Annotated in this window: 17 protein-coding genes; 11 read left to right on the forward strand and 6 right to left on the reverse strand. The window is 42.9% G+C overall.

Features of this window, described 5'->3' with window-relative positions; translation table 11 throughout:
- Nucleotides 1-2: 2 nt before the first annotated feature.
- Together AS141_RS18745 and AS141_RS18750 are read right to left on the reverse strand one after the other, a co-directional pair.
- Nucleotides 3-956: an ABC transporter ATP-binding protein gene (locus AS141_RS18745; protein WP_057939234.1), complete on the reverse strand. Its 954-nt coding sequence runs from the start codon at nt 954-956 to the stop codon at nt 3-5.
- Nucleotides 953-1,303 (reverse strand): MmcQ/YjbR family DNA-binding protein, encoded by a 351-nt coding sequence (locus AS141_RS18750; protein ID WP_057939235.1) that lies wholly within the window; start codon nt 1,301-1,303, stop codon nt 953-955. Before AS141_RS18750 ends, AS141_RS18745 begins: the two co-directional genes overlap by 4 nt.
- A gap of 115 nt (nt 1,304-1,418) precedes the next feature.
- Between AS141_RS18750 and AS141_RS18755 the strand changes: the two genes are divergently transcribed.
- The 6 genes from AS141_RS18755 to AS141_RS18780 all read left to right on the forward strand — a co-directional run bounded on the left by AS141_RS18755 (nt 1,419) and on the right by AS141_RS18780 (nt 5,291).
- Nucleotides 1,419-2,267, forward strand: coding sequence for a peptidylprolyl isomerase (locus AS141_RS18755; protein ID WP_057939236.1), 849 nt, complete (start codon nt 1,419-1,421; stop codon nt 2,265-2,267).
- Nucleotides 2,268-2,423: 156 nt separating this feature from the next.
- Nucleotides 2,424-2,639, forward strand: coding sequence for a dodecin family protein (locus AS141_RS18760; RefSeq protein WP_057939237.1), 216 nt, complete (start codon nt 2,424-2,426; stop codon nt 2,637-2,639).
- Nucleotides 2,640-2,774: 135 nt separating this feature from the next.
- Nucleotides 2,775-3,173: a hypothetical protein gene (locus tag AS141_RS18765; protein ID WP_057939238.1), complete on the forward strand. Its 399-nt coding sequence runs from the start codon at nt 2,775-2,777 to the stop codon at nt 3,171-3,173.
- Between the two features lie 2 nt (nt 3,174-3,175).
- Nucleotides 3,176-3,598, forward strand: coding sequence for a putative quinol monooxygenase (locus AS141_RS18770; protein WP_198293585.1), 423 nt, complete (start codon nt 3,176-3,178; stop codon nt 3,596-3,598).
- 64 nt (nt 3,599-3,662) lie between these two features.
- Complete coding sequence (locus tag AS141_RS18775; protein WP_057939239.1) at nt 3,663-4,553, forward strand: sterol desaturase family protein; 891 nt, start codon at nt 3,663-3,665, stop codon at nt 4,551-4,553.
- A 123-nt stretch (nt 4,554-4,676) separates the two neighbouring features.
- The gene (locus AS141_RS18780; protein WP_057939240.1) at nt 4,677-5,291 is read left to right on the forward strand and encodes a MarC family protein; all 615 of its coding nucleotides are present in this window, start codon (nt 4,677-4,679) and stop codon (nt 5,289-5,291) included.
- Between the two features lie 25 nt (nt 5,292-5,316).
- Here AS141_RS18780 and AS141_RS18785 read toward each other — a convergent pair whose 3' ends face one another.
- On the reverse strand, nt 5,317-6,093 hold the full coding sequence (locus AS141_RS18785; RefSeq protein WP_057939241.1) for a class I SAM-dependent methyltransferase: 777 nt from the start codon (nt 6,091-6,093) through the stop codon (nt 5,317-5,319).
- A gap of 61 nt (nt 6,094-6,154) precedes the next feature.
- Here AS141_RS18785 and AS141_RS18790 point away from each other — a divergent pair, with 61 nt between their 5' ends.
- On the forward strand, nt 6,155-7,390 hold the full coding sequence (locus AS141_RS18790) for a GWxTD domain-containing protein (protein ID WP_057939242.1): 1,236 nt from the start codon (nt 6,155-6,157) through the stop codon (nt 7,388-7,390).
- The gene (rlmB, locus tag AS141_RS18795) at nt 7,363-8,136 is read left to right on the forward strand and encodes a 23S rRNA (guanosine(2251)-2'-O)-methyltransferase RlmB (protein ID WP_057939243.1); all 774 of its coding nucleotides are present in this window, start codon (nt 7,363-7,365) and stop codon (nt 8,134-8,136) included. The genes AS141_RS18790 and rlmB overlap by 28 nt, the downstream gene beginning before the upstream one ends.
- A gap of 61 nt (nt 8,137-8,197) precedes the next feature.
- On the opposite strand, the gene AS141_RS18800 is transcribed toward rlmB, so the two are convergent.
- Nucleotides 8,198-10,744: a TonB-dependent receptor gene (locus tag AS141_RS18800; RefSeq protein WP_057939244.1), complete on the reverse strand. Its 2,547-nt coding sequence runs from the start codon at nt 10,742-10,744 to the stop codon at nt 8,198-8,200.
- Nucleotides 10,745-10,951: 207 nt separating this feature from the next.
- On the opposite strand from AS141_RS18800, the gene AS141_RS18805 reads away from it, so the two are divergent.
- Nucleotides 10,952-11,365: an RrF2 family transcriptional regulator gene (locus AS141_RS18805; RefSeq protein ID WP_057939245.1), complete on the forward strand. Its 414-nt coding sequence runs from the start codon at nt 10,952-10,954 to the stop codon at nt 11,363-11,365.
- 8 nt (nt 11,366-11,373) lie between these two features.
- Here AS141_RS18805 and AS141_RS18810 read toward each other — a convergent pair whose 3' ends face one another.
- Both AS141_RS18810 and AS141_RS18815 read right to left on the reverse strand, forming a co-directional pair.
- Complete coding sequence (locus AS141_RS18810) at nt 11,374-12,444, reverse strand: mannose-1-phosphate guanylyltransferase (RefSeq protein WP_057939246.1); 1,071 nt, start codon at nt 12,442-12,444, stop codon at nt 11,374-11,376.
- Nucleotides 12,445-12,452: 8 nt separating this feature from the next.
- Nucleotides 12,453-13,421, reverse strand: coding sequence for a KpsF/GutQ family sugar-phosphate isomerase (locus AS141_RS18815; RefSeq protein WP_057939247.1), 969 nt, complete (start codon nt 13,419-13,421; stop codon nt 12,453-12,455).
- Nucleotides 13,422-13,517: 96 nt separating this feature from the next.
- Between AS141_RS18815 and recQ the strand changes: the two genes are divergently transcribed.
- Together recQ and purD are read left to right on the forward strand one after the other, a co-directional pair.
- A complete protein-coding gene (gene recQ / locus AS141_RS18820; RefSeq protein WP_057939248.1) occupies nt 13,518-15,695 on the forward strand; it encodes a DNA helicase RecQ in 2,178 nt (725 codons plus the stop codon).
- A gap of 14 nt (nt 15,696-15,709) precedes the next feature.
- Entirely contained in the window at nt 15,710-16,996 is a 1,287-nt protein-coding gene (gene purD / locus AS141_RS18825; RefSeq protein ID WP_057939249.1) for a phosphoribosylamine--glycine ligase, read from the forward strand.
- Nucleotides 16,997-17,091 lie beyond the last annotated feature (95 nt).

Consider the following 17,091-nt stretch of genomic DNA (forward strand, 5'->3'; position numbering starts at 1 on the left):
ACTCAAAAGTCCATCACTTTGGAATCATCCCAACTCACATAAACCCGGTCTCCCACGTCGTATTTTCGCTGGGGATCGTCTATTTCCCAGATTATTCCGCTCTCCTTGAGCTGTACTTGAAGAGAATTGAAGTGTACCAAAAAACGCGAATCGGTGACGTGTGCCAGTAATCCGCCTTTGGTTCTCAGTTTTACATCAGCGGGCCGAATGTAGCCGTTCCTAGCATTTGGAAGTTTATTTATTGGACTAAAAAGCCTTGCTACATATTTGGTTTTTGGCTTCTCACAAAGCTGCCTGGAGCTACCTTTTTGTACGACCCTCCCTTTTTGTAAAATGATCAGGTTATCAGTCAATCTCAGTGCATCGTCTAAATCATGCGTCACAAAAACCACTGTCGTCCCCGTGGCACGAAATGTCTCTTTCAATTCAGAAATCAAATGGTGGGTCTGAATGGTATCCAGTGAAGAAAAGGGCTCATCGAGTAAAAGGATATCAGGCTCCACAGCCATTGCTTTGCCTATTGCCACTTTTTGCTTTTGCCCTCCGGAAAGCTGACGTGGATACCGCTCTCGGAAAGCACTCAAGCCAAGAAGCTGGAGCAAATATTCTACTCTGTTTTTGGAGTAGGTTTTCTCGTAGTGGAGCAATTGTCTGGAGATATTCTCTTCCACATTGGAATTGGGATACAGATGGAAGTTTTGATGAATCAGCCTGATTTCATCATAGCCTGAAACAATTTTCTGATTCGGATTTAAAATAGGCTCCCCTTCCAAGAAAACTTCTCCGGTATCCTGAGCCTCCAATCCAGCCATTATTTTGAGCAATGTGCTCTTCCCCGATCCGCTTTCACCTACAATGGCCAGAAAGGCGCCCTTCTCCAGCTCCAGGGAAAAAGGATACAGGGCAGGTTGCTCATCATAAGATTTGGATACATTGGTAATAGAGAAATAACTCATGGGCGGATTTCGGCTTGCAGTTTTTTGGTCAAGCTGCCAAAGATAAGTTCGTAAGAATGATCTGCCAATTCCAAGATCAAGCGATCAGGCACATTCCCCGTCGTGCTCACAGTATTCCAGTGCTTCTTATTCATGTGAAAACCCGGGACTATCCCGGGGTGCTCCTCGCGTAATTCCGCTGCTCGCTCGGGGTCACATTTGAGGTTAACGGATTGAAACATCTCAATAGAAGTAAGGGAAAAAATCTTTCCTCCTACCCGAAAGACCAAGGTATCTTCCCCAAATGGGGTATCTTCAGTAACACCCGGCATGGCTAGGCAGTAATCGCGGTAATATTCTAGGGTCATTAGGAAAACATAAAGTGGACGATCTAAAATCCAAGCTGGAATTTACCTAGAAAAAATGAAGTGACCTTTTACCCGAATCCATAATTCAGTAATTTCCACCAAACTCCACCTCCACATGAAGACAACTATATCACTGATTTCCCTGCTTCTCTTGCTGGGCAGCTGCGGCTCGCTTAATAAATCCAAACTGGCCAAAAGGGACCTGAAGAAAGACATAGAGTTTGTCACAAGCGAAGGTTCTATAGTAATAAGACTCTATGATGACACCCCCTTAAGTCGCAATAATTTCCTCACATTGAGCAAAGAAGGAATGTATGACAGCATCCTTTTTCATCGGGTGATAGATAAATTTATGATTCAGGCCGGCGAAGCATTTGATGAAGAAGCATTTATAAAAAAGAAGAATTCGCTGAATCAATCAGAGATGGTTGCACCTGAGATTTCCGGCACACATTTTCATAAAAGAGGTGCGATTGGCGCAGCGCGGGAGGGGGATGATGTGAATCCCGAACGAAAAGGCAGTTTCATTCAATTTTACATCGTGCAGGGAAGAACTTACACCGATAGTACGCTCAATATTGCAGAAAAGCTAATCAATAAAATGCTTGCTTACAACCATGTCATTAATGATCCTGCCAATACACCCACATTTGTCCGCTATCAGAAACTTCTGAAAACCAGCACCCCAAAAGACAAAGATGTTATCGGGAAGCTCAAAAGTGAATTGGATTCCTTAGCTGCTATTGAGCAGCAAAACATGGCTCCATTCAGTTACCCACAGGCACATCGGGAAACCTATAAAACTATAGGGGGAGCGGCACACTTAGATCAAAACTATACTGTATTTGGAGAGGTTGTTTCGGGTATGGAAATCGTAGATAAAATTGCCGCCTCCAAGACTAATGAACATGACAGACCATTGGAAGACGTCCTGATTTTATCAACACGTTTGATCAAAAGATAAAGCGAACCGTTGGACTTACGTTAAAGAGCTACAGAAATCAACAAATGCCCTGACCCCAAGATGGGCATTACTTCAATACACTTGATTATCTTCCTGTTAGCACGGTGATTGTACCGGATCAGCCGTACATCTAATTTTCACAAAACCAAAACAACCATGGGAATAGTAAAAGTATTGGAGGTAATTGCCTCATCAGAAAAAAGCATAGAAGACGCAATCCAAAATGCAGTGGATGAAATTTCCAAAACCGTCCACAACATCGATTCTGTCTATGTTAAAGATATTAAAGCCCACGTGAAAGAAGGAAAAGTCACTTCCTTCGGTTGCGTGTGTAAGGTTTCCTTCCGTGTCGATCACACTAAAAATGCTTAATAATTTAAAAGGGTGCGGCTCCTGCCGCATTCTTATTTTTTCGAGGATTCGCTGTTTTCTGAATTAACCCAGATGATCTTAGTGCAGGATTCAAATCTTTTTTAATTTCAGAGATAATTCACCAATTCTACATTAATGAATACCAAGTTAATAATGACTGTAAGTGCACTACTCATGTACTTATCCGGAATTGTACTCACGTTTGCACCAGACATGGTTCTGGGCTATTTTAATCTTGATTTTAATCCCATAACCCAATTCCTAATACAAATCTTAGGCGCATTATATTTTGGGTTTGGTATGCTTAATTGGATGAGCAAAGGCAGAGCGATAGGTGGTATTTACAACCGCCCGGTCTGTATCGCAAATCTTAGCCATTTCCTTATCGCAGGGCTTGCTTTGCTAAAAGGGCTTACTTCCAATCCTGAGTTGCCCAAAGCTATTTGGGTGATAGTGGCCATTTACACCACATTCGGAATAGCTTTCGGCGTTATTCTCTTCCGCGATCCAATCCCTGACAAGCCAAACTACTAGAAATGAAACAACTAAAACAGGATTACACAAAGCTCATTTTCAAAGGTGCTTTTATACTGGTTTTTTCACTCAGTATAATGATAATCTCACAGGAAAAGACTTTCGCCCAAGCACAAAGTCAGGTAATAAGAATGGCCAAATTAAAAATCGATCCCACTCAATTGGAAAGCTATAAGACCTTTTTGAAAGAAGAAATTGAAACGTCCATCCGTCTGGAACCTGGAGTTATTGCGTTAAATGCTGTATCTGATAGATCAGATCCAACGAAAATAACGATTTTAGAAGTCTACGCAAGTCAAGCGGCTTACTTATCCCATTTGGAAACACCCCACTTCTTAACCTATAAAAATGAAACAGCAGCAATGGTTGAATCCCTGGAACTAGCTGAGGTAGATGCTATAATCCTGGGTTCCAAAAAAGAGTAAAAGACAATTAATCCTATTCCCTTGTCCGCTCTGCGAAAACACAAAATTTCGCCATCTTTGCTTCATGGAAAAATACTTCAAAGCGATTTCAGACGGCTATTACGGCTATTGGAATTACTTTATTGGAGAAATCCTACACCCTAGCTGGCATAATTACTTCTATTGGCTAGTGGGTGCATCTTTGGTGGTTTATGGACTGGAAATTCTTTTTCCATGGAGAAAAAACCAACCAATTCTTCGTGAACATTTCTGGCTGGACATCTTCTATCTTTTTTGGAATTATTTCCTTTTTGCTTTAGTCGCCTATAACGCCCTTTCCATGGTGGCAGTGGAAGCTTTCAACGACTTTCTTGGCTTATTCGGCATCACAAACACAGTTGCAATTAAAGTAGATCAGCTCCCAGGGTGGGTTCAGCTGGTAATTATTTTCATAGTCAGGGACTTTATGCAGTGGGCGATCCATCGCATGTATCATCATGTGGACTGGATGTGGGAATTCCATAAAGTCCATCACAGCACCCGAGAAATGGGATTTGCTGCATTGCTTCGTTACCACTGGATGGAAAATATTCTCTATAGAACCCTGGAATATATTCCTTTGGCAATGATTGGTTTCGGAATCACAGACTTCTTTATCGTTCATATCTTCACCCTTGTGCTAGGTCAGCTAGGCCATGCCAATCTTAAAATCCCTCTTGGCCCTTTCAAATACATCGTCAACGGACCACAAATGCACCTTTGGCATCATGCCAGAGAGCTACCAGAAAGCCATCCGCATGGTTTCAATTACGGAATTTCGCTGAGCCTATGGGATTTCCTGTTTCAGACACATTACTGGCCTTCGGATGATGAAAATCTACCTGTTGGATTGCCTGATGAAGAAAAATTCCCTGAGGATTTTATAGGACAGACTACAGAACCTTTCAAGCGAATATTTAGAAGAAAGAGACAATAAACAGGATTCGGCTCTCCATACGGCAAACAGCATAGCATTTACAGGGCATTGTTGGCCCCTCCCTTTCATTCAGGAAGAAGATTTTGATACCTTCGCAGAACCCATAAGACGCAGCCAAATTCCATGGACAACATCCTTGCTTTCACCTTATCCGTCTTCACAGGTTTTTTTGCGATCATGAACCCGATAGCAAACGTACCTATTTTTGCCTCGCTTACGGATGATCTGGATAAGGCGACAAAGCGAAACATCAGTAAACGCGCTACGTTGACTGCCTTTGTAATTGTAGTGGTCTTTGTTGTATTGGGGAAATTCATTTTTGAAATTTTCGGTATTACTATTCCAGCCTTCAAAATCACCGGCGGCATTCTGATTTTCTTTGTGGGTTTTGAAATGCTTCAATCCAAAAAATCCAGTGTCAAACACATCAAGGAACCTGAGACTGACGAAAACATTGCGATCTCCCCCTTGGCAATTCCTATTCTTGCAGGCCCGGGTACAATTGTTACCGCAATGAACTTTGCCTCACAGGGCAGTTATATTAATATCCTCATAGTAATCGCCGTATTTGCCGTGCTATGCTTAATGACACACATTGCATTTGAATTAGGCGATCAGATTGTAAAGCGGTTAGGTAAAAATCTTATCGTCGTAATCGGAAAGATTATGGGACTGATCATTGCCATCATCGGCACCAATATGATTATCTCAGGGATTAAAACTGCTTTTTTTGAGTAGGGTAAGCCAAATGCCCTCCTTGCCACTACTTTTTACCCAACACATAAAACAAATCCAAGCCAACAGCCGGATCTTCCACAATCAGGTAGTCCTCATGCGTAATATCCACCACGCTTTCTCCCTGCTGTTGATGAAGCTTATTTCTGTTCATTCGATTGAGAATTTCATAGGGCATCCTTAGGATAGCCGCCGGCAGCTTGTACTGCAAATCAAAAATATCGAAACGCATAATTTTCTGTACGGACTTGCGATTGGCATCATGGTAAGCCCAGACCTTTTCATTTCCTCCCACGCCTTTTGCTTCCACCGAATCAAAAATAGAAGCACACAAACCAATCAATTGCTCAGGGGTATATTCACGCTCATGCCAGGGATTGCGCGAAAGCGTATGATTGATATTCGGTGTGGAAATCACAGCTCTTCCACCTGGCTTCAATACACGATAGATTTCCTCCAAAAACAAGCGGTCATTGGGAATATGCTCAATCACCTGAAAACTTACCACCGTATCAAATGAATTATCCGCTATCCCCTTAAATGGCGGAAATACAGCTTGCTGAAACCCAACTTTTGGAAACCTGATTTTCAGACCATCTATTACTTCCTGAATTTTGTCCAACCCCAAATAACTTTCTGCCAAAGGCAAGAGCGTCTCCACTCCACGTCCTTCCCCACAGCCTAGTTCCAGCAATTTGCCAGAAATCCATGGTTGAGCAGCAATGTATGCTTTCAATAAGCGTTGATGAATAGGATTGTCACTGACCAACTTGTCAGAAGCGATTTCCGTTGTATAGGTAGCCATACAAAAATTTACTATTTTGGCAAAAGTAAGGTTAATTTCCCAAACCCGAGACCAACACCCGATGAACTGTAAAACAAGCCGACTCCTGATTTTTTTGATCCTCTTGGCAGGTACTAGTTTACCAACCTTAGCACAGAAAACCTTAAGCAGTTTAAATCAGACACTTCGTTATTCCAGATACTCCAGGCTTTCCCTAAAGATCATCCCGATCAAGGAATCTGAGACGAGTTATAAACTTCAGCTTTTAGTAGAAAAAATAGAAGATAATCCGCAATTCAATGCATTTAGTTTTACCTATTCTATTTTGAATAGCTACGATGAAGAGATTTTATCAGACAATACTAACCTATTGACTTCAGACGATTTGAAGTATGATACAGATCGGCATTGGGTATTTGAAAAATCCATAGAAATCCCAGCTGGAACTGAGACTGCCATCGCACTATTTACAGCTTTAGATACGCGGCAAGCCGACGAGTATTACTATTCCACTGACATCAAAAGCAGTTTTGTATTTGATATTCCTGATTTCGGTGCCTATTACGCCAATAATGTTGGGTTCGACCAAAACTACCTGAATGCCGGGGAATCATTGCTTTTCAAATCCAACAACGACCCTACCCTGCACGGTTTTTACTACCCTATCAGCTTGGAAGTACCTTATCCACCTATGGAGACGAAGCCTGCAGCGGTTCCCAGAGAGCTACAAGTGATCGATGAAGGGGATTTCTTGGAAAATGTTCCCAAGGCCTTCGATCAAATCGGCTACTATTTCATCCAAAGTGATACCTCTGCCAGTGCCGGACTTGTATTGAAAACAACGCATGAAGCATTCCCAAAGGTGAAAGATTGGGATGAAATGGTCGATATGGTCACTTATATTTCCACGCGCAAGGAGCATGAAGCCCTACTGGCTGCAGAAGACAAAAAGAAAGCTTTGGACGCTTATTGGATAGGATTGACCAGAAATCCTGATACAGCGAAAGAGCTTATCCGAGAATATTTTCGCCAGATAGAATTTGCCAATATATTATTCACAGACTTCAAAGAAGGCTGGAAAACGGATAAAGGAATGGTCTATATCGTAATGGGTCCACCACAGGAAGTCAACTTTTATTTGGACAGGGAAGTGTGGAGTTATGGGGGAACTAATGAGAGTTCAAGAATTCGCTTTACCTTTGCGCGGGTTAAAAACATACTTAGCCCACACTATTATACCTTGAATCGCTCTCGTGCTTATCAGCCGGTTTGGTTCAAAAATATATCCATATGGAGAAGCGGAAAGATGGCTTTTTGATTGAAAAAGGCGAACATGAAAAAGATTTTATTTTTGGCACCAGAGCAGTCATGGAATCTATCCATGCCGGCAAGGACATTGACAAGGTGTTGGTACAAAAGGAAATCAACAATGACCTAATCAAGGAATTGCTAAAGCTTTGCAAAGCTGAAAAAATCCCGGTCGTCCGTGTCCCTGATGCGAAGCTCAACAGAATCACGCGTAAAAATCATCAGGGTGTAGTCGCCCAGATGTCGTCTATAGAATATGCGTCTTTGGATCATGTGATCGAAAGTTGCTTTAATGTAGGCAAAGCTCCTTTGATAGTGATTCTAGATAGAATTACTGACGTAAGGAATTTTGGAGCCATCGCCAGAACCGCAGAATGCGCAGGGGTGGATGCCATTGTGATTCCTGAAAAAGGCAGCGCGCAGATTAACTCTGACGCGATCAAGACCTCAGTAGGCGCATTGAATTTTCTTCCAGTGGTGCGATCCAGAAACCTTTTTTATACCTGCAGGGATCTTCAGAAATCGGGTTTGGTATTGGTGGCTATCACTGAGAAAACAGACAAAACTATGTACGAAACGGATTTCTCCGTCCCTGTAGCCTTGGTGATGGGCTCCGAAGAAGACGGCATCTCCACTGAACTGATGGGGATCGTGGATGAAAAAGTGAAAATCCCAATGGCAGGAAGAATAGAAAGTTTGAATGTCTCCGTATCGGCAGGAGTAGCTATTTACGAAGCTATCAGGCAACGGAAATAACTAAGCTTAAAGATAAAAAAAACAGCTCAAGGGCTGTTTTTTTATCTATTTTTCGGAAAGGTCAAAATCCGAGCTGCATGGTCAATCCATAGGTTACCGGATCTCCCAAAACCCCAGCATATTGTCCCGCACTTCCTGAAGCTAGTAATAGCTGCTCGAAATAATCCTGATTTAGGATATTTCTTGCCCATAACATCACAGAAAATCCCTCTTTTGCCCTCACTCCTATTCTTGCATTTACCAAAGCATAGCCGTCAACCACAAGGTATTTTGATGGAGTGGGACTGGAAGAAAAGGAAGATCTGAAGAATAGATCACCTGCAATAAAAAAATCAGACTCCTTGCCTACAAAGCTTCCTGGCCGGGTCAGCTCAGAGCCCAGGCTTCCAGACCACTTAGATACTCCAGGCAAAGTCTGCCCGGAAATATCCTTGAAGGTACGCTCTCCCCCGGTCTCTTCAATGGGAACCGGAGCATTCGGAAATGAAACATAAATCCCATCTGTATAAGAAACAGATGAATTCAGACTCCAGAACGGAGTAAATGGAATACTTCCTTCCAGCTCCACTCCCTGAACTCTGACCTTCTCTGCGTTTGCCAAATATCCTCGATTAGTACCCAGCTGAGTGTTTTGCACCAACGTTTGGTAATCTTTAATTTCTGTTAGATAAAGTGTCAAATTCAATGTAGCCCCTTTTATCGGTTGCGATTTGATACCAGTTTCGAGGTGTCTGACATACTCGGGTTTGATCTCTGCAAGAGATAAAATCGGCACTCCATTCTCTGTAGGTAAGCCTCCCAGATTTATTCCCACAGGTTTATAACTGTTGGAAAAAGTCAAAAAGCCCATTAAGTTTTCCAGTGGAAAAAATGAAAGGGTAGCCTGCCCCGATAAATTCTGATTACCTACGTTCACATCAAATTTCTGGGCAGTGTATACGGAGGCTTTTAATGCCAAAAGCTCAGTATCCTCAGTTTCCAATCCTCCGTAAGTCTGACGATCGAAGCTTACATCCTTATTGTCATAGTTATACCTCAGCCCGGTAAGCAAGTGCCATTTTTTAGTGATTTCCCAATCCAGCTGACCAAACACTGCCGTGCTCTGAGATTCCAAAGAAGATGTAGTCCTGATTCCATAGCCATCAAAAAGCCCCGGCGTTGCCCAGAGCCCACTCTGTGTTCGCTGAGAAAATCTCCATTGCGCATCCCCCGACTCCTCGGTATGATATGGATCAGTATCCAAAGTCTGCCCCAGAAAATATAGCCCGATAACTCCCGATAATTTCTTGGAGAGCTCTCCCGCATAACGGAATTCCTGTGACCATTGTCTATGTATTGAAGGGGCCTGAGAGAGGCTCAACACGGAAAGGCCTGTAAAATCCCTATCATTGGAGGGCCCCCATTTCCAATATCGCCAGGCAGAAGTAGCCGTTAAGGTACCAGAAGCCAATTGGTAATCAATGTCTAGAGAAACCCCTCCCAGATCATTTTTGGATCTCCAAGGGGTATCATGATCGATTTTCCGCTCAAATGCATCTTCAGAGGGAAGGCGGTAGTTCAAATCGGCGATGATGGAAGAGAACTTTCTAAAGTCAGGATATTGAGTATCCGCTACACCTGCTATCACCTGTGCATATCCGTCTGGCCTCTGGAAACTGGCATCTGCTGACAAAACTATCTCCCACTTACTCGTCGGAACAAACAACAATTTCCCCCGGAAGCCCAAATTGTTCATATCATTAATAAATTTTCCGGTACTAACGTTCTCCAGCGTCCCATTTCTCTGTGTACCTATCAATGAAACTCTTCCTGCTATTTTATCACTTAAAGGACCTGTCAACGTTGTTTTTGCCTGTATATAGCCCAGATTCCCGAATCCGACTTCCACTTTACCGGAAGGCGTAAATTCCGGCAATCCTGTGGTAATATTAAAAGCTCCAGAGGTGGTGTTCTTTCCAAAAAGAGTTCCTTGAGGACCTCTAAGCACCTCTATTCGCTCCAGATCAATGAAATTCAAAGTAGTCGCTGCAGGCCTGGCATAGTATACCCCATCCACGTAAAAGCCTACTCCAGGGTCGATGCCATCATTTGTTAAGCCAAAAGTGGATCCAAACCCTCGAATATTCAATGTGGTATTTCGTGGATTGGAAGAATAAAGCTGGACACTTGGAATGAGTTCTTTGATACGCTCCACATTGAATGCGCCGGCCTGCTCTGCTTTTATCCCACCAATCACCGTAAAAGGAATTGGAACTTTCTGAATTTCCTCAGACCTCCGGCGAGCTGTGATCAAAACCTCGGCGAGTTGTCCATCTTCTTCCAGCGTGATAGTTAAAGGCTGATCTGGAGGAGTCGTCAATGTGATCAATAACGACTTAAAGGTGACATAACTAACCGTCAGTTCAACCGGGAAATCAGAAGGAACCTCCAGCGTAAAGTTTCCTGTGGCATCGGCGATCGCAAAAAGCCCTGATTTGGACAACACTATACTGGCTCCGGGGAGAGGCTGGTTCATACGATCATTTACTGTGCCCTGGATTTTAATCTGTGCGAAAGCCGTCTGAGCACCCCAAACCATTAGAAGAAGAAAGATAAAAGCCTGTCTCATTGTTAGAAATCATTAAACATATTATTCATACCTGTTTGATATGATATATCAACAAAGGTATTTTTATTTTTTGATTTTCAACCCATAAAAGATAGTTCTATCAAATTTATTTTTCGCTAAATCGTCTTCCCCTGCTTTCATCAAGAATAGATATCCTCTCTGGGGCAGAATATTTTAGTAATTTGCGCCAAAGATTAAAAGTCTAGCATGCTATCCAAAAGAGCCAAATACGCCATTAAAACAATTCTTTTTTTGAAGGACCGACCGGAAGGAAAACCAATCTCTGCAAAGGTGATTTCGGAAAATGAAAATATTCCGTACAAATTTTTGGAAAACATTCTACGAGAGCTAAGAACCCACCGACTCATAAAAAGCATCAGAGGGTCAGAGGGAGGTTATGTTCTGGCCAAAGACCCGAGTGAAATTTCTATTGCTCAAATCATGCGGATCGTAGATGGTCCAATTGCCTTAATACCATGTATTTCAGAGAAATTCTATGAAGCCTGCGCGGAATGTGAAGACGAACAAACATGTAGGATACGAAAAATGTTTGCTGAAGTAAGAGCCGAAATGGTTCCTATATTGGAGCGGCCTATTACTGCAATGGACAAGGAAGCCTAAAAGCACGTTTAAATAAAGCCTTCGCCCTTCTTTTTTGCATTTGAAACAAACTCACGGAATTTCTTCTCGGCGTCTAACTTGCAGATTAAAAGCACATTGTCAGTCTCATTGACAAGATAGTTTTCGAGTCCCTGTACGACCACCAGTTTATCCCCATCTACTTTTATATAACTGTTTTTAGTGTCGTATAAAATCGCGTTTGCCTCCACCACATTGTTATTTTCCTCTTTGTCTCTTAGATCATATAGACTATGCCAAGACCCGAGATCTGACCAACCGAAATCACCTAGGATCACGTACACCTGGTTCGATTTTTCCATGACTCCATAATCAATCGATATATTTTTCACCTGAGTATAAGCGCTGGAAACAAATGCTGCTTCTCCATCCGTCCCATAGATGTTTTTCCCTTCCTCAAACACTTCTGCCATATCTGGCATGTGTTCTTCAAAAGCTTCAATAAGACTTTCCGATTTCCAGACAAACATGCCCGAATTCCAGACAAAATCCCCGCTTTCCAAAAATGTCTTTGCAAGTTTTGAATTCGGCTTTTCGATAAAAGTCTTAACACGAAAAGCGTGAGTTTCAGGTTTTTCGATGTATTGTATATAGCCATATCCTGTTTCTGGCCGATTTGGTTTAATGCCCAGCGTAACCAATTTACCCTCACCCGCAGCTTCCACAGCCTTCTTAAGTGTGCGCGTGAACTTTTTCTCCTGCAGGATCAGATGGTCTGCGGGAGTGACGATGATAGTTGCATCTGGGTTTATGGAATGAATCCTATATGTAGCATAAGCTATACATGGCGCGGTGTTTTTGCGCATCGGCTCAGAAAGGATCTGATGATCCTTCAACTCCGGCAATTGCTCTTTGACTAGTGCCAGGTATTTTCTATAGGTGATGACAACAAACTGATCAGGATCGGCAATTTCAGTAAACCGGTCAAAAGTCATCTGCAAGAGTGAGCGCCCAGTGCCCAGAATATCCAAAAATTGCTTCGGGCGCTTTCTACGACTATATGGCCAAAATCTGGAACCAATTCCGCCAGCCATTATTAAAATATAGGGTTTACTGTGCATGCTAATAGTTAAACAATTCCTTCCTTCATCAATTCATGAATATGCACAAAACCAGCGATTTTTTCTCCATTCATAGCCACAAGTTGAGTGATATTATGATTTTTCATCATATTCAGCGCACGAATGGCATATTCTTGTGTTGAAATGGATTTGGGGTTGACTGTCATGATATCTGAAGCCTTAAGCTTCTGAATATCAAGCGATTTTTGAAGCATTCTTCGCAAATCCCCATCTGTTATTATTCCTTTTAAATTTCCTTTGCTATCCACTACGGATGTAGCACCTAATCTTTTCCCTGATATTTCAAGAATAACCTCAGCCAATCCAGCATCTTCCGAAACAATCGGAATTTCATTTCCGCCCAAAACATCCCCTACTCTAAGGTATAACTGCTTGCCTAACGATCCTCCTGGGTGATATTTGGCAAAATCCTCAGAAGTAAAGCCTCTTGCTTCAAGCAAACAAACCGCCAATGCGTCGCCCAAAGCCAAATGCGCCGTGGTACTTGTAGTTGGTGCCAGATTGTTGGGACATGCTTCCTCTCCGATAGTTGCGTTTAAAACATAATCCGAATGCTCGGCCAGAAAGCTCTTGGTGTTGCTAACTAAGGCAACAAGCTTGGAGCCAAGCCTTTTGAGCAAGGGCACCAGCACTTTAATCTCCGGAGTATTGCCACTTTTGGAAATACATATGACAAGGTCATCCTCCAAAATCATCCCCAGATCGCCGTGGATGGCATCTGCGGCATGCATAAAAAGCGCTGGGGTTCCCGTGGAATTCAACGTTGCAACTATCTTAGTAGCGATGATTGCACTCTTTCCTACTCCAGTGACAACCACCCTGCCTTTTGAACCCAAAATGTGCGCTACACAGGCTTCAAAATCACCATCCAAAAAATCAACAAGATTTAACACAGCCTGAGCCTCGTTTTGCAATACTCTAGTGGCTGTTTTTCTAATATTTTTAGCTAAATTCAATTTTACCTGTGTTTATAACTAATTTTGAACCTGGGTATAAATGTAATAAATCATTCCTGTTTACAGGCTTTAGTCACCCTTTAAGCCCCTTAACAAGTGGAAGAAAAAGTAAAAGCAGATCTTAAAAAAATCTTTGGATTCAGCCAATTTCGCGGAAACCAGGAATTGATCGTTGACAATTTGCTAAATAAGCGAAATACATTCGTCATAATGCCTACGGGCGCTGGCAAATCCCTGTGCTATCAATTGCCGGCTGTTATAAAAGAGGGTACTGCGATAGTCATCTCCCCTTTGATAGCTTTGATGAAAAATCAGGTGGATCAATTACAGGCTTTGGGGATCAATGCCCACTTTCTGAACTCGACCTTGAATAAATCAGAAGCTACCCGGGTAAAAGGTGAAGTGCTCAAGAAGAAAACAAAACTTCTATACGTTGCACCGGAATCTTTGACCAAAGAAGAAAATGTCGCATTTCTTAAATCCGCTGAGCTTAGCTTTGTGGCAATTGATGAAGCGCACTGCATCTCCGAGTGGGGACATGATTTCCGGCCTGAATACCGAAGGATCAAATCAATAATTGCCCAGATTGCGCCTAACTTGCCGATTATCGCGCTTACTGCCACTGCTACACCAAAAGTGCAGCAGGATATTCAGCGCAATCTTCAGATGGAGGAAGCCGATTTATTCAAGTCTTCTTTTAACCGAACAAACCTTTTCTATGAGGTCCGTCCCAAAGTTAAGAACGATTCGAAGAAAGATCTGATCAAATTTATCAAAGGGCACAAGGGAAAATCCGGAATCATCTACTGTCTCAGCCGCAAAAAAGTTGAGGAAATCGCCCAACTACTCAAAGTAAATCAGGTTAATGCCGCTCCTTATCATGCAGGATTGGATTCTTCGGTGAGAATTAAAACCCAGGATGATTTCCTCAATGAAGAGCTGGATGTGATAGTAGCCACTATTGCATTCGGAATGGGGATAGATAAGCCTGATGTGCGCTATGTGATCCACTACGATGTCCCAAAATCTCTCGAAGGATATTATCAGGAAACAGGCAGAGCTGGCCGTGATGGTCTGGAGGGGCATTGCCTCATGTTTTACAGATACGAAGACATCATAAAACTCGACAAATTCAACAAGGACAAACCTGTCACAGAACGGGAAAACGCTAAAATCCTCCTGCAGGAAATGGCTGCTTATTCGGAGACCGGCGTATGCAGAAGGAAATTTATCCTCAATTACTTCGGGGAGACAATGGATGATGATTGTGGCTTTTGCGACAACTGTAAGCGAAACCGCCCGACTTTCGAGGGGATGGATATGGTAATTACCGTGCTGGAAGCAGCGCAGCAAACCAATGAACGTTTTGGTCTGGATCACTTGGTAAAGGTAATCGTGGGTGAATCTACTGATTATGTCCTTAGCTATTCCCATGACAAACTTCCGGTTTTTGGAAAAGGAAAAGAAACTTCTCAGAAAACCTGGATCGGAGTGATACGTCAGGTGATGATCCTGAATATGCTTGAAAAGGATATAGATAATTATGGCGTACTCAAATTAACACCTAAAGGCAGGGACTTTCTTGAAGCCCCTTTTGCACTTGAGCTGCATTATGATCACGACTTCGCCGCAGAAGTGGAAACCGGACAAGCGGAAATAGACATCAGTACCGGGATTTCCTATGACGAGAAGCTATTTGAGCTCCTGAAAGCAGAGCGGAAAAAAGTCGCCCGCTCTAAAGGACTCCCCCCGTATGTCATCTTTCAGGACCCTTCATTGGAAGAAATGGCAACCGTATATCCTACCACACGCGAAGAGCTCGCTCAAATCATTGGCGTTGGTATGGGAAAAGTCGTTAAATTCGGGTCTTCATTCTTGAAATTAATTGCTAACTACGTAGAAGAGAATGAGATTGAGACCGCTTCAGATGTAGTAGTCAAATCATCTGGAACTAGATCCAAAGTAAAAATTTCAATAATCCAGCAAATCGACCGCAAGGTAGGCTTGGATGAGGTAGCAGAAAACCTCAACATGAGTATGAGTGACCTGCTTCATGAAATAGAGCAGATCATTTATAGCGGAACTAAACTAAATATAGATTACTATATAGAAGCCATTATGGACGAAGATCGGGAGGATATGCTCCACGATTACTTCATGAATGCTTCTAGTGATCAGATCAAAGCAGCTTTAGATGAGCTTGAGGAGGAAGACTTTGCAGAAGATGAATTGCGGGTCTATCGGATCAAATTCATCTCTGAGCATGCGAATTAACTTGAATTGAGTCAATGAATATACTCTTATTAGGGAGCGGAGGCAGAGAACATGCTTTCGCCTGGAAGATCGTACAAAGCTCCGGCTGTACCCAATTATATGTAGCTCCCGGTAACGCCGGCACAGAAAGTATAGCTACCAATGTCGAAATCAGCATTACTGATTTTGATGCAATCAGGGATTTTATCACCTCAAAAAGTATCGACCTTGTAGTCATCGGACCTGAAGAGCCCTTGGTAAAGGGAATCGTAGATTACCTTCAAAACCAATCTGAAACTGCAGCTATCCCAGTCGTGGGGCCATCTCAACTTGGCGCTACGCTGGAAGGGAGTAAGGACTTTTCCAAACGTTTCATGCAGCGGAACAACGTTCCTACTGCAGCTTATGAGACCTTCACCGCAGATCAATTGGAAGCCGGTCTGGCTTATTTGGACACCCAAAAGCTACCTATTGTACTAAAAGCAGATGGACTTGCAGCTGGCAAAGGAGTGCTTATTTGCCTGACACTTGAAGAGGCAAAAGCTTCTTTGAAGGAGATGCTTTTGGATCAGAAATTTGGCGAAGCCTCCTCAAAAGTGGTCATTGAAGAGTTCCTGACCGGAATAGAACTTTCCGTTTTTGTAGCCACGGATGGAAAAAACTATAAAATTTTACCGGAGGCGAAAGATTATAAACGCATAGGCGAAGGAGATACAGGGCTCAATACCGGAGGTATGGGAGCTGTGAGTCCGGTTATTTTCGCAGACGAAGCTTTTATGAACAAAGTGGAAGAGCTTGTTGTCAAGCCCACAGTTGAAGGACTCGCAAAGGAAAACATTCCCTACAAGGGATTCTTATTTATAGGTCTCATGAACAAGGATGGGGAACCACATGTGATTGAATACAATGTACGCATGGGTGATCCTGAAACTGAGGCGGTTCTACCAAGAATTGAGAGTGATTTCCTGGCATTGCTTCATGGCATTGGCACGGGAACACTGGGTTCTTATGAACTGAAAATCTCTCCTGATTATGCTACTACAGTGGTCATGGTCAGTGGCGGATATCCCGGTTCCTACGAAAAAGGAAAAATCATCTCTCTCCCTGATTCCGTGGAAGGCGCGGAGATTTTCCATGCTGGAACAGGCAGAAATGAACACGGGGAATTGACCAATCAGGGTGGTCGGGTAATTGCGGTAACCGGCAAAGGTGAGTCATTGCAGGAAGCGCTGAGCAATGCATTTACAACGGTCAAGGGGATCAGTTGGGATCAGGCCTACTACCGCAAGGATATCGGAATGGATATTCTGAACTTAATGTAATTAAACCCAAAACTAACCAGGGCTTTGCCCTGTCTATATATTATGTCTGGATGTAGCACATGCTCAACTTCCTCAGGAGGAACCGGAGGCTGCCA

The organism is Algoriphagus resistens (assembly GCF_001442615.1).
Taxonomy (GTDB): domain Bacteria; phylum Bacteroidota; class Bacteroidia; order Cytophagales; family Cyclobacteriaceae; genus Algoriphagus; species Algoriphagus resistens.

Coding starts and splice junctions, on each gene's coding strand:
- AS141_RS18800 (WP_057939244.1), bottom strand. CDS start 10,744: ATGAGACAGGCTTTTATCTTTCTTCTTCTAATGGTTTGGGGTGCTCAG.
- AS141_RS18750 (WP_057939235.1), bottom strand. CDS start 1,303: ATGACCCTAGAATATTACCGCGATTACTGCCTAGCCATGCCGGGTGTT.
- AS141_RS18780 (WP_057939240.1), top strand. CDS start 4,677: ATGGACAACATCCTTGCTTTCACCTTATCCGTCTTCACAGGTTTTTTT.
- AS141_RS18805 (WP_057939245.1), top strand. CDS start 10,952: ATGCTATCCAAAAGAGCCAAATACGCCATTAAAACAATTCTTTTTTTG.
- AS141_RS18790 (WP_057939242.1), top strand. CDS start 6,155: ATGAACTGTAAAACAAGCCGACTCCTGATTTTTTTGATCCTCTTGGCA.
- rlmB (WP_057939243.1), top strand. CDS start 7,363: ATGGAGAAGCGGAAAGATGGCTTTTTGATTGAAAAAGGCGAACATGAA.
- AS141_RS18785 (WP_057939241.1), bottom strand. CDS start 6,093: ATGGCTACCTATACAACGGAAATCGCTTCTGACAAGTTGGTCAGTGAC.
- AS141_RS18745 (WP_057939234.1), bottom strand. CDS start 956: ATGAGTTATTTCTCTATTACCAATGTATCCAAATCTTATGATGAGCAA.
- AS141_RS18760 (WP_057939237.1), top strand. CDS start 2,424: ATGGGAATAGTAAAAGTATTGGAGGTAATTGCCTCATCAGAAAAAAGC.
- AS141_RS18765 (WP_057939238.1), top strand. CDS start 2,775: ATGAATACCAAGTTAATAATGACTGTAAGTGCACTACTCATGTACTTA.
- purD (WP_057939249.1), top strand. CDS start 15,710: ATGAATATACTCTTATTAGGGAGCGGAGGCAGAGAACATGCTTTCGCC.
- AS141_RS18755 (WP_057939236.1), top strand. CDS start 1,419: ATGAAGACAACTATATCACTGATTTCCCTGCTTCTCTTGCTGGGCAGC.
- AS141_RS18770 (WP_198293585.1), top strand. CDS start 3,176: ATGAAACAACTAAAACAGGATTACACAAAGCTCATTTTCAAAGGTGCT.
- AS141_RS18775 (WP_057939239.1), top strand. CDS start 3,663: ATGGAAAAATACTTCAAAGCGATTTCAGACGGCTATTACGGCTATTGG.
- AS141_RS18810 (WP_057939246.1), bottom strand. CDS start 12,444: ATGCACAGTAAACCCTATATTTTAATAATGGCTGGCGGAATTGGTTCC.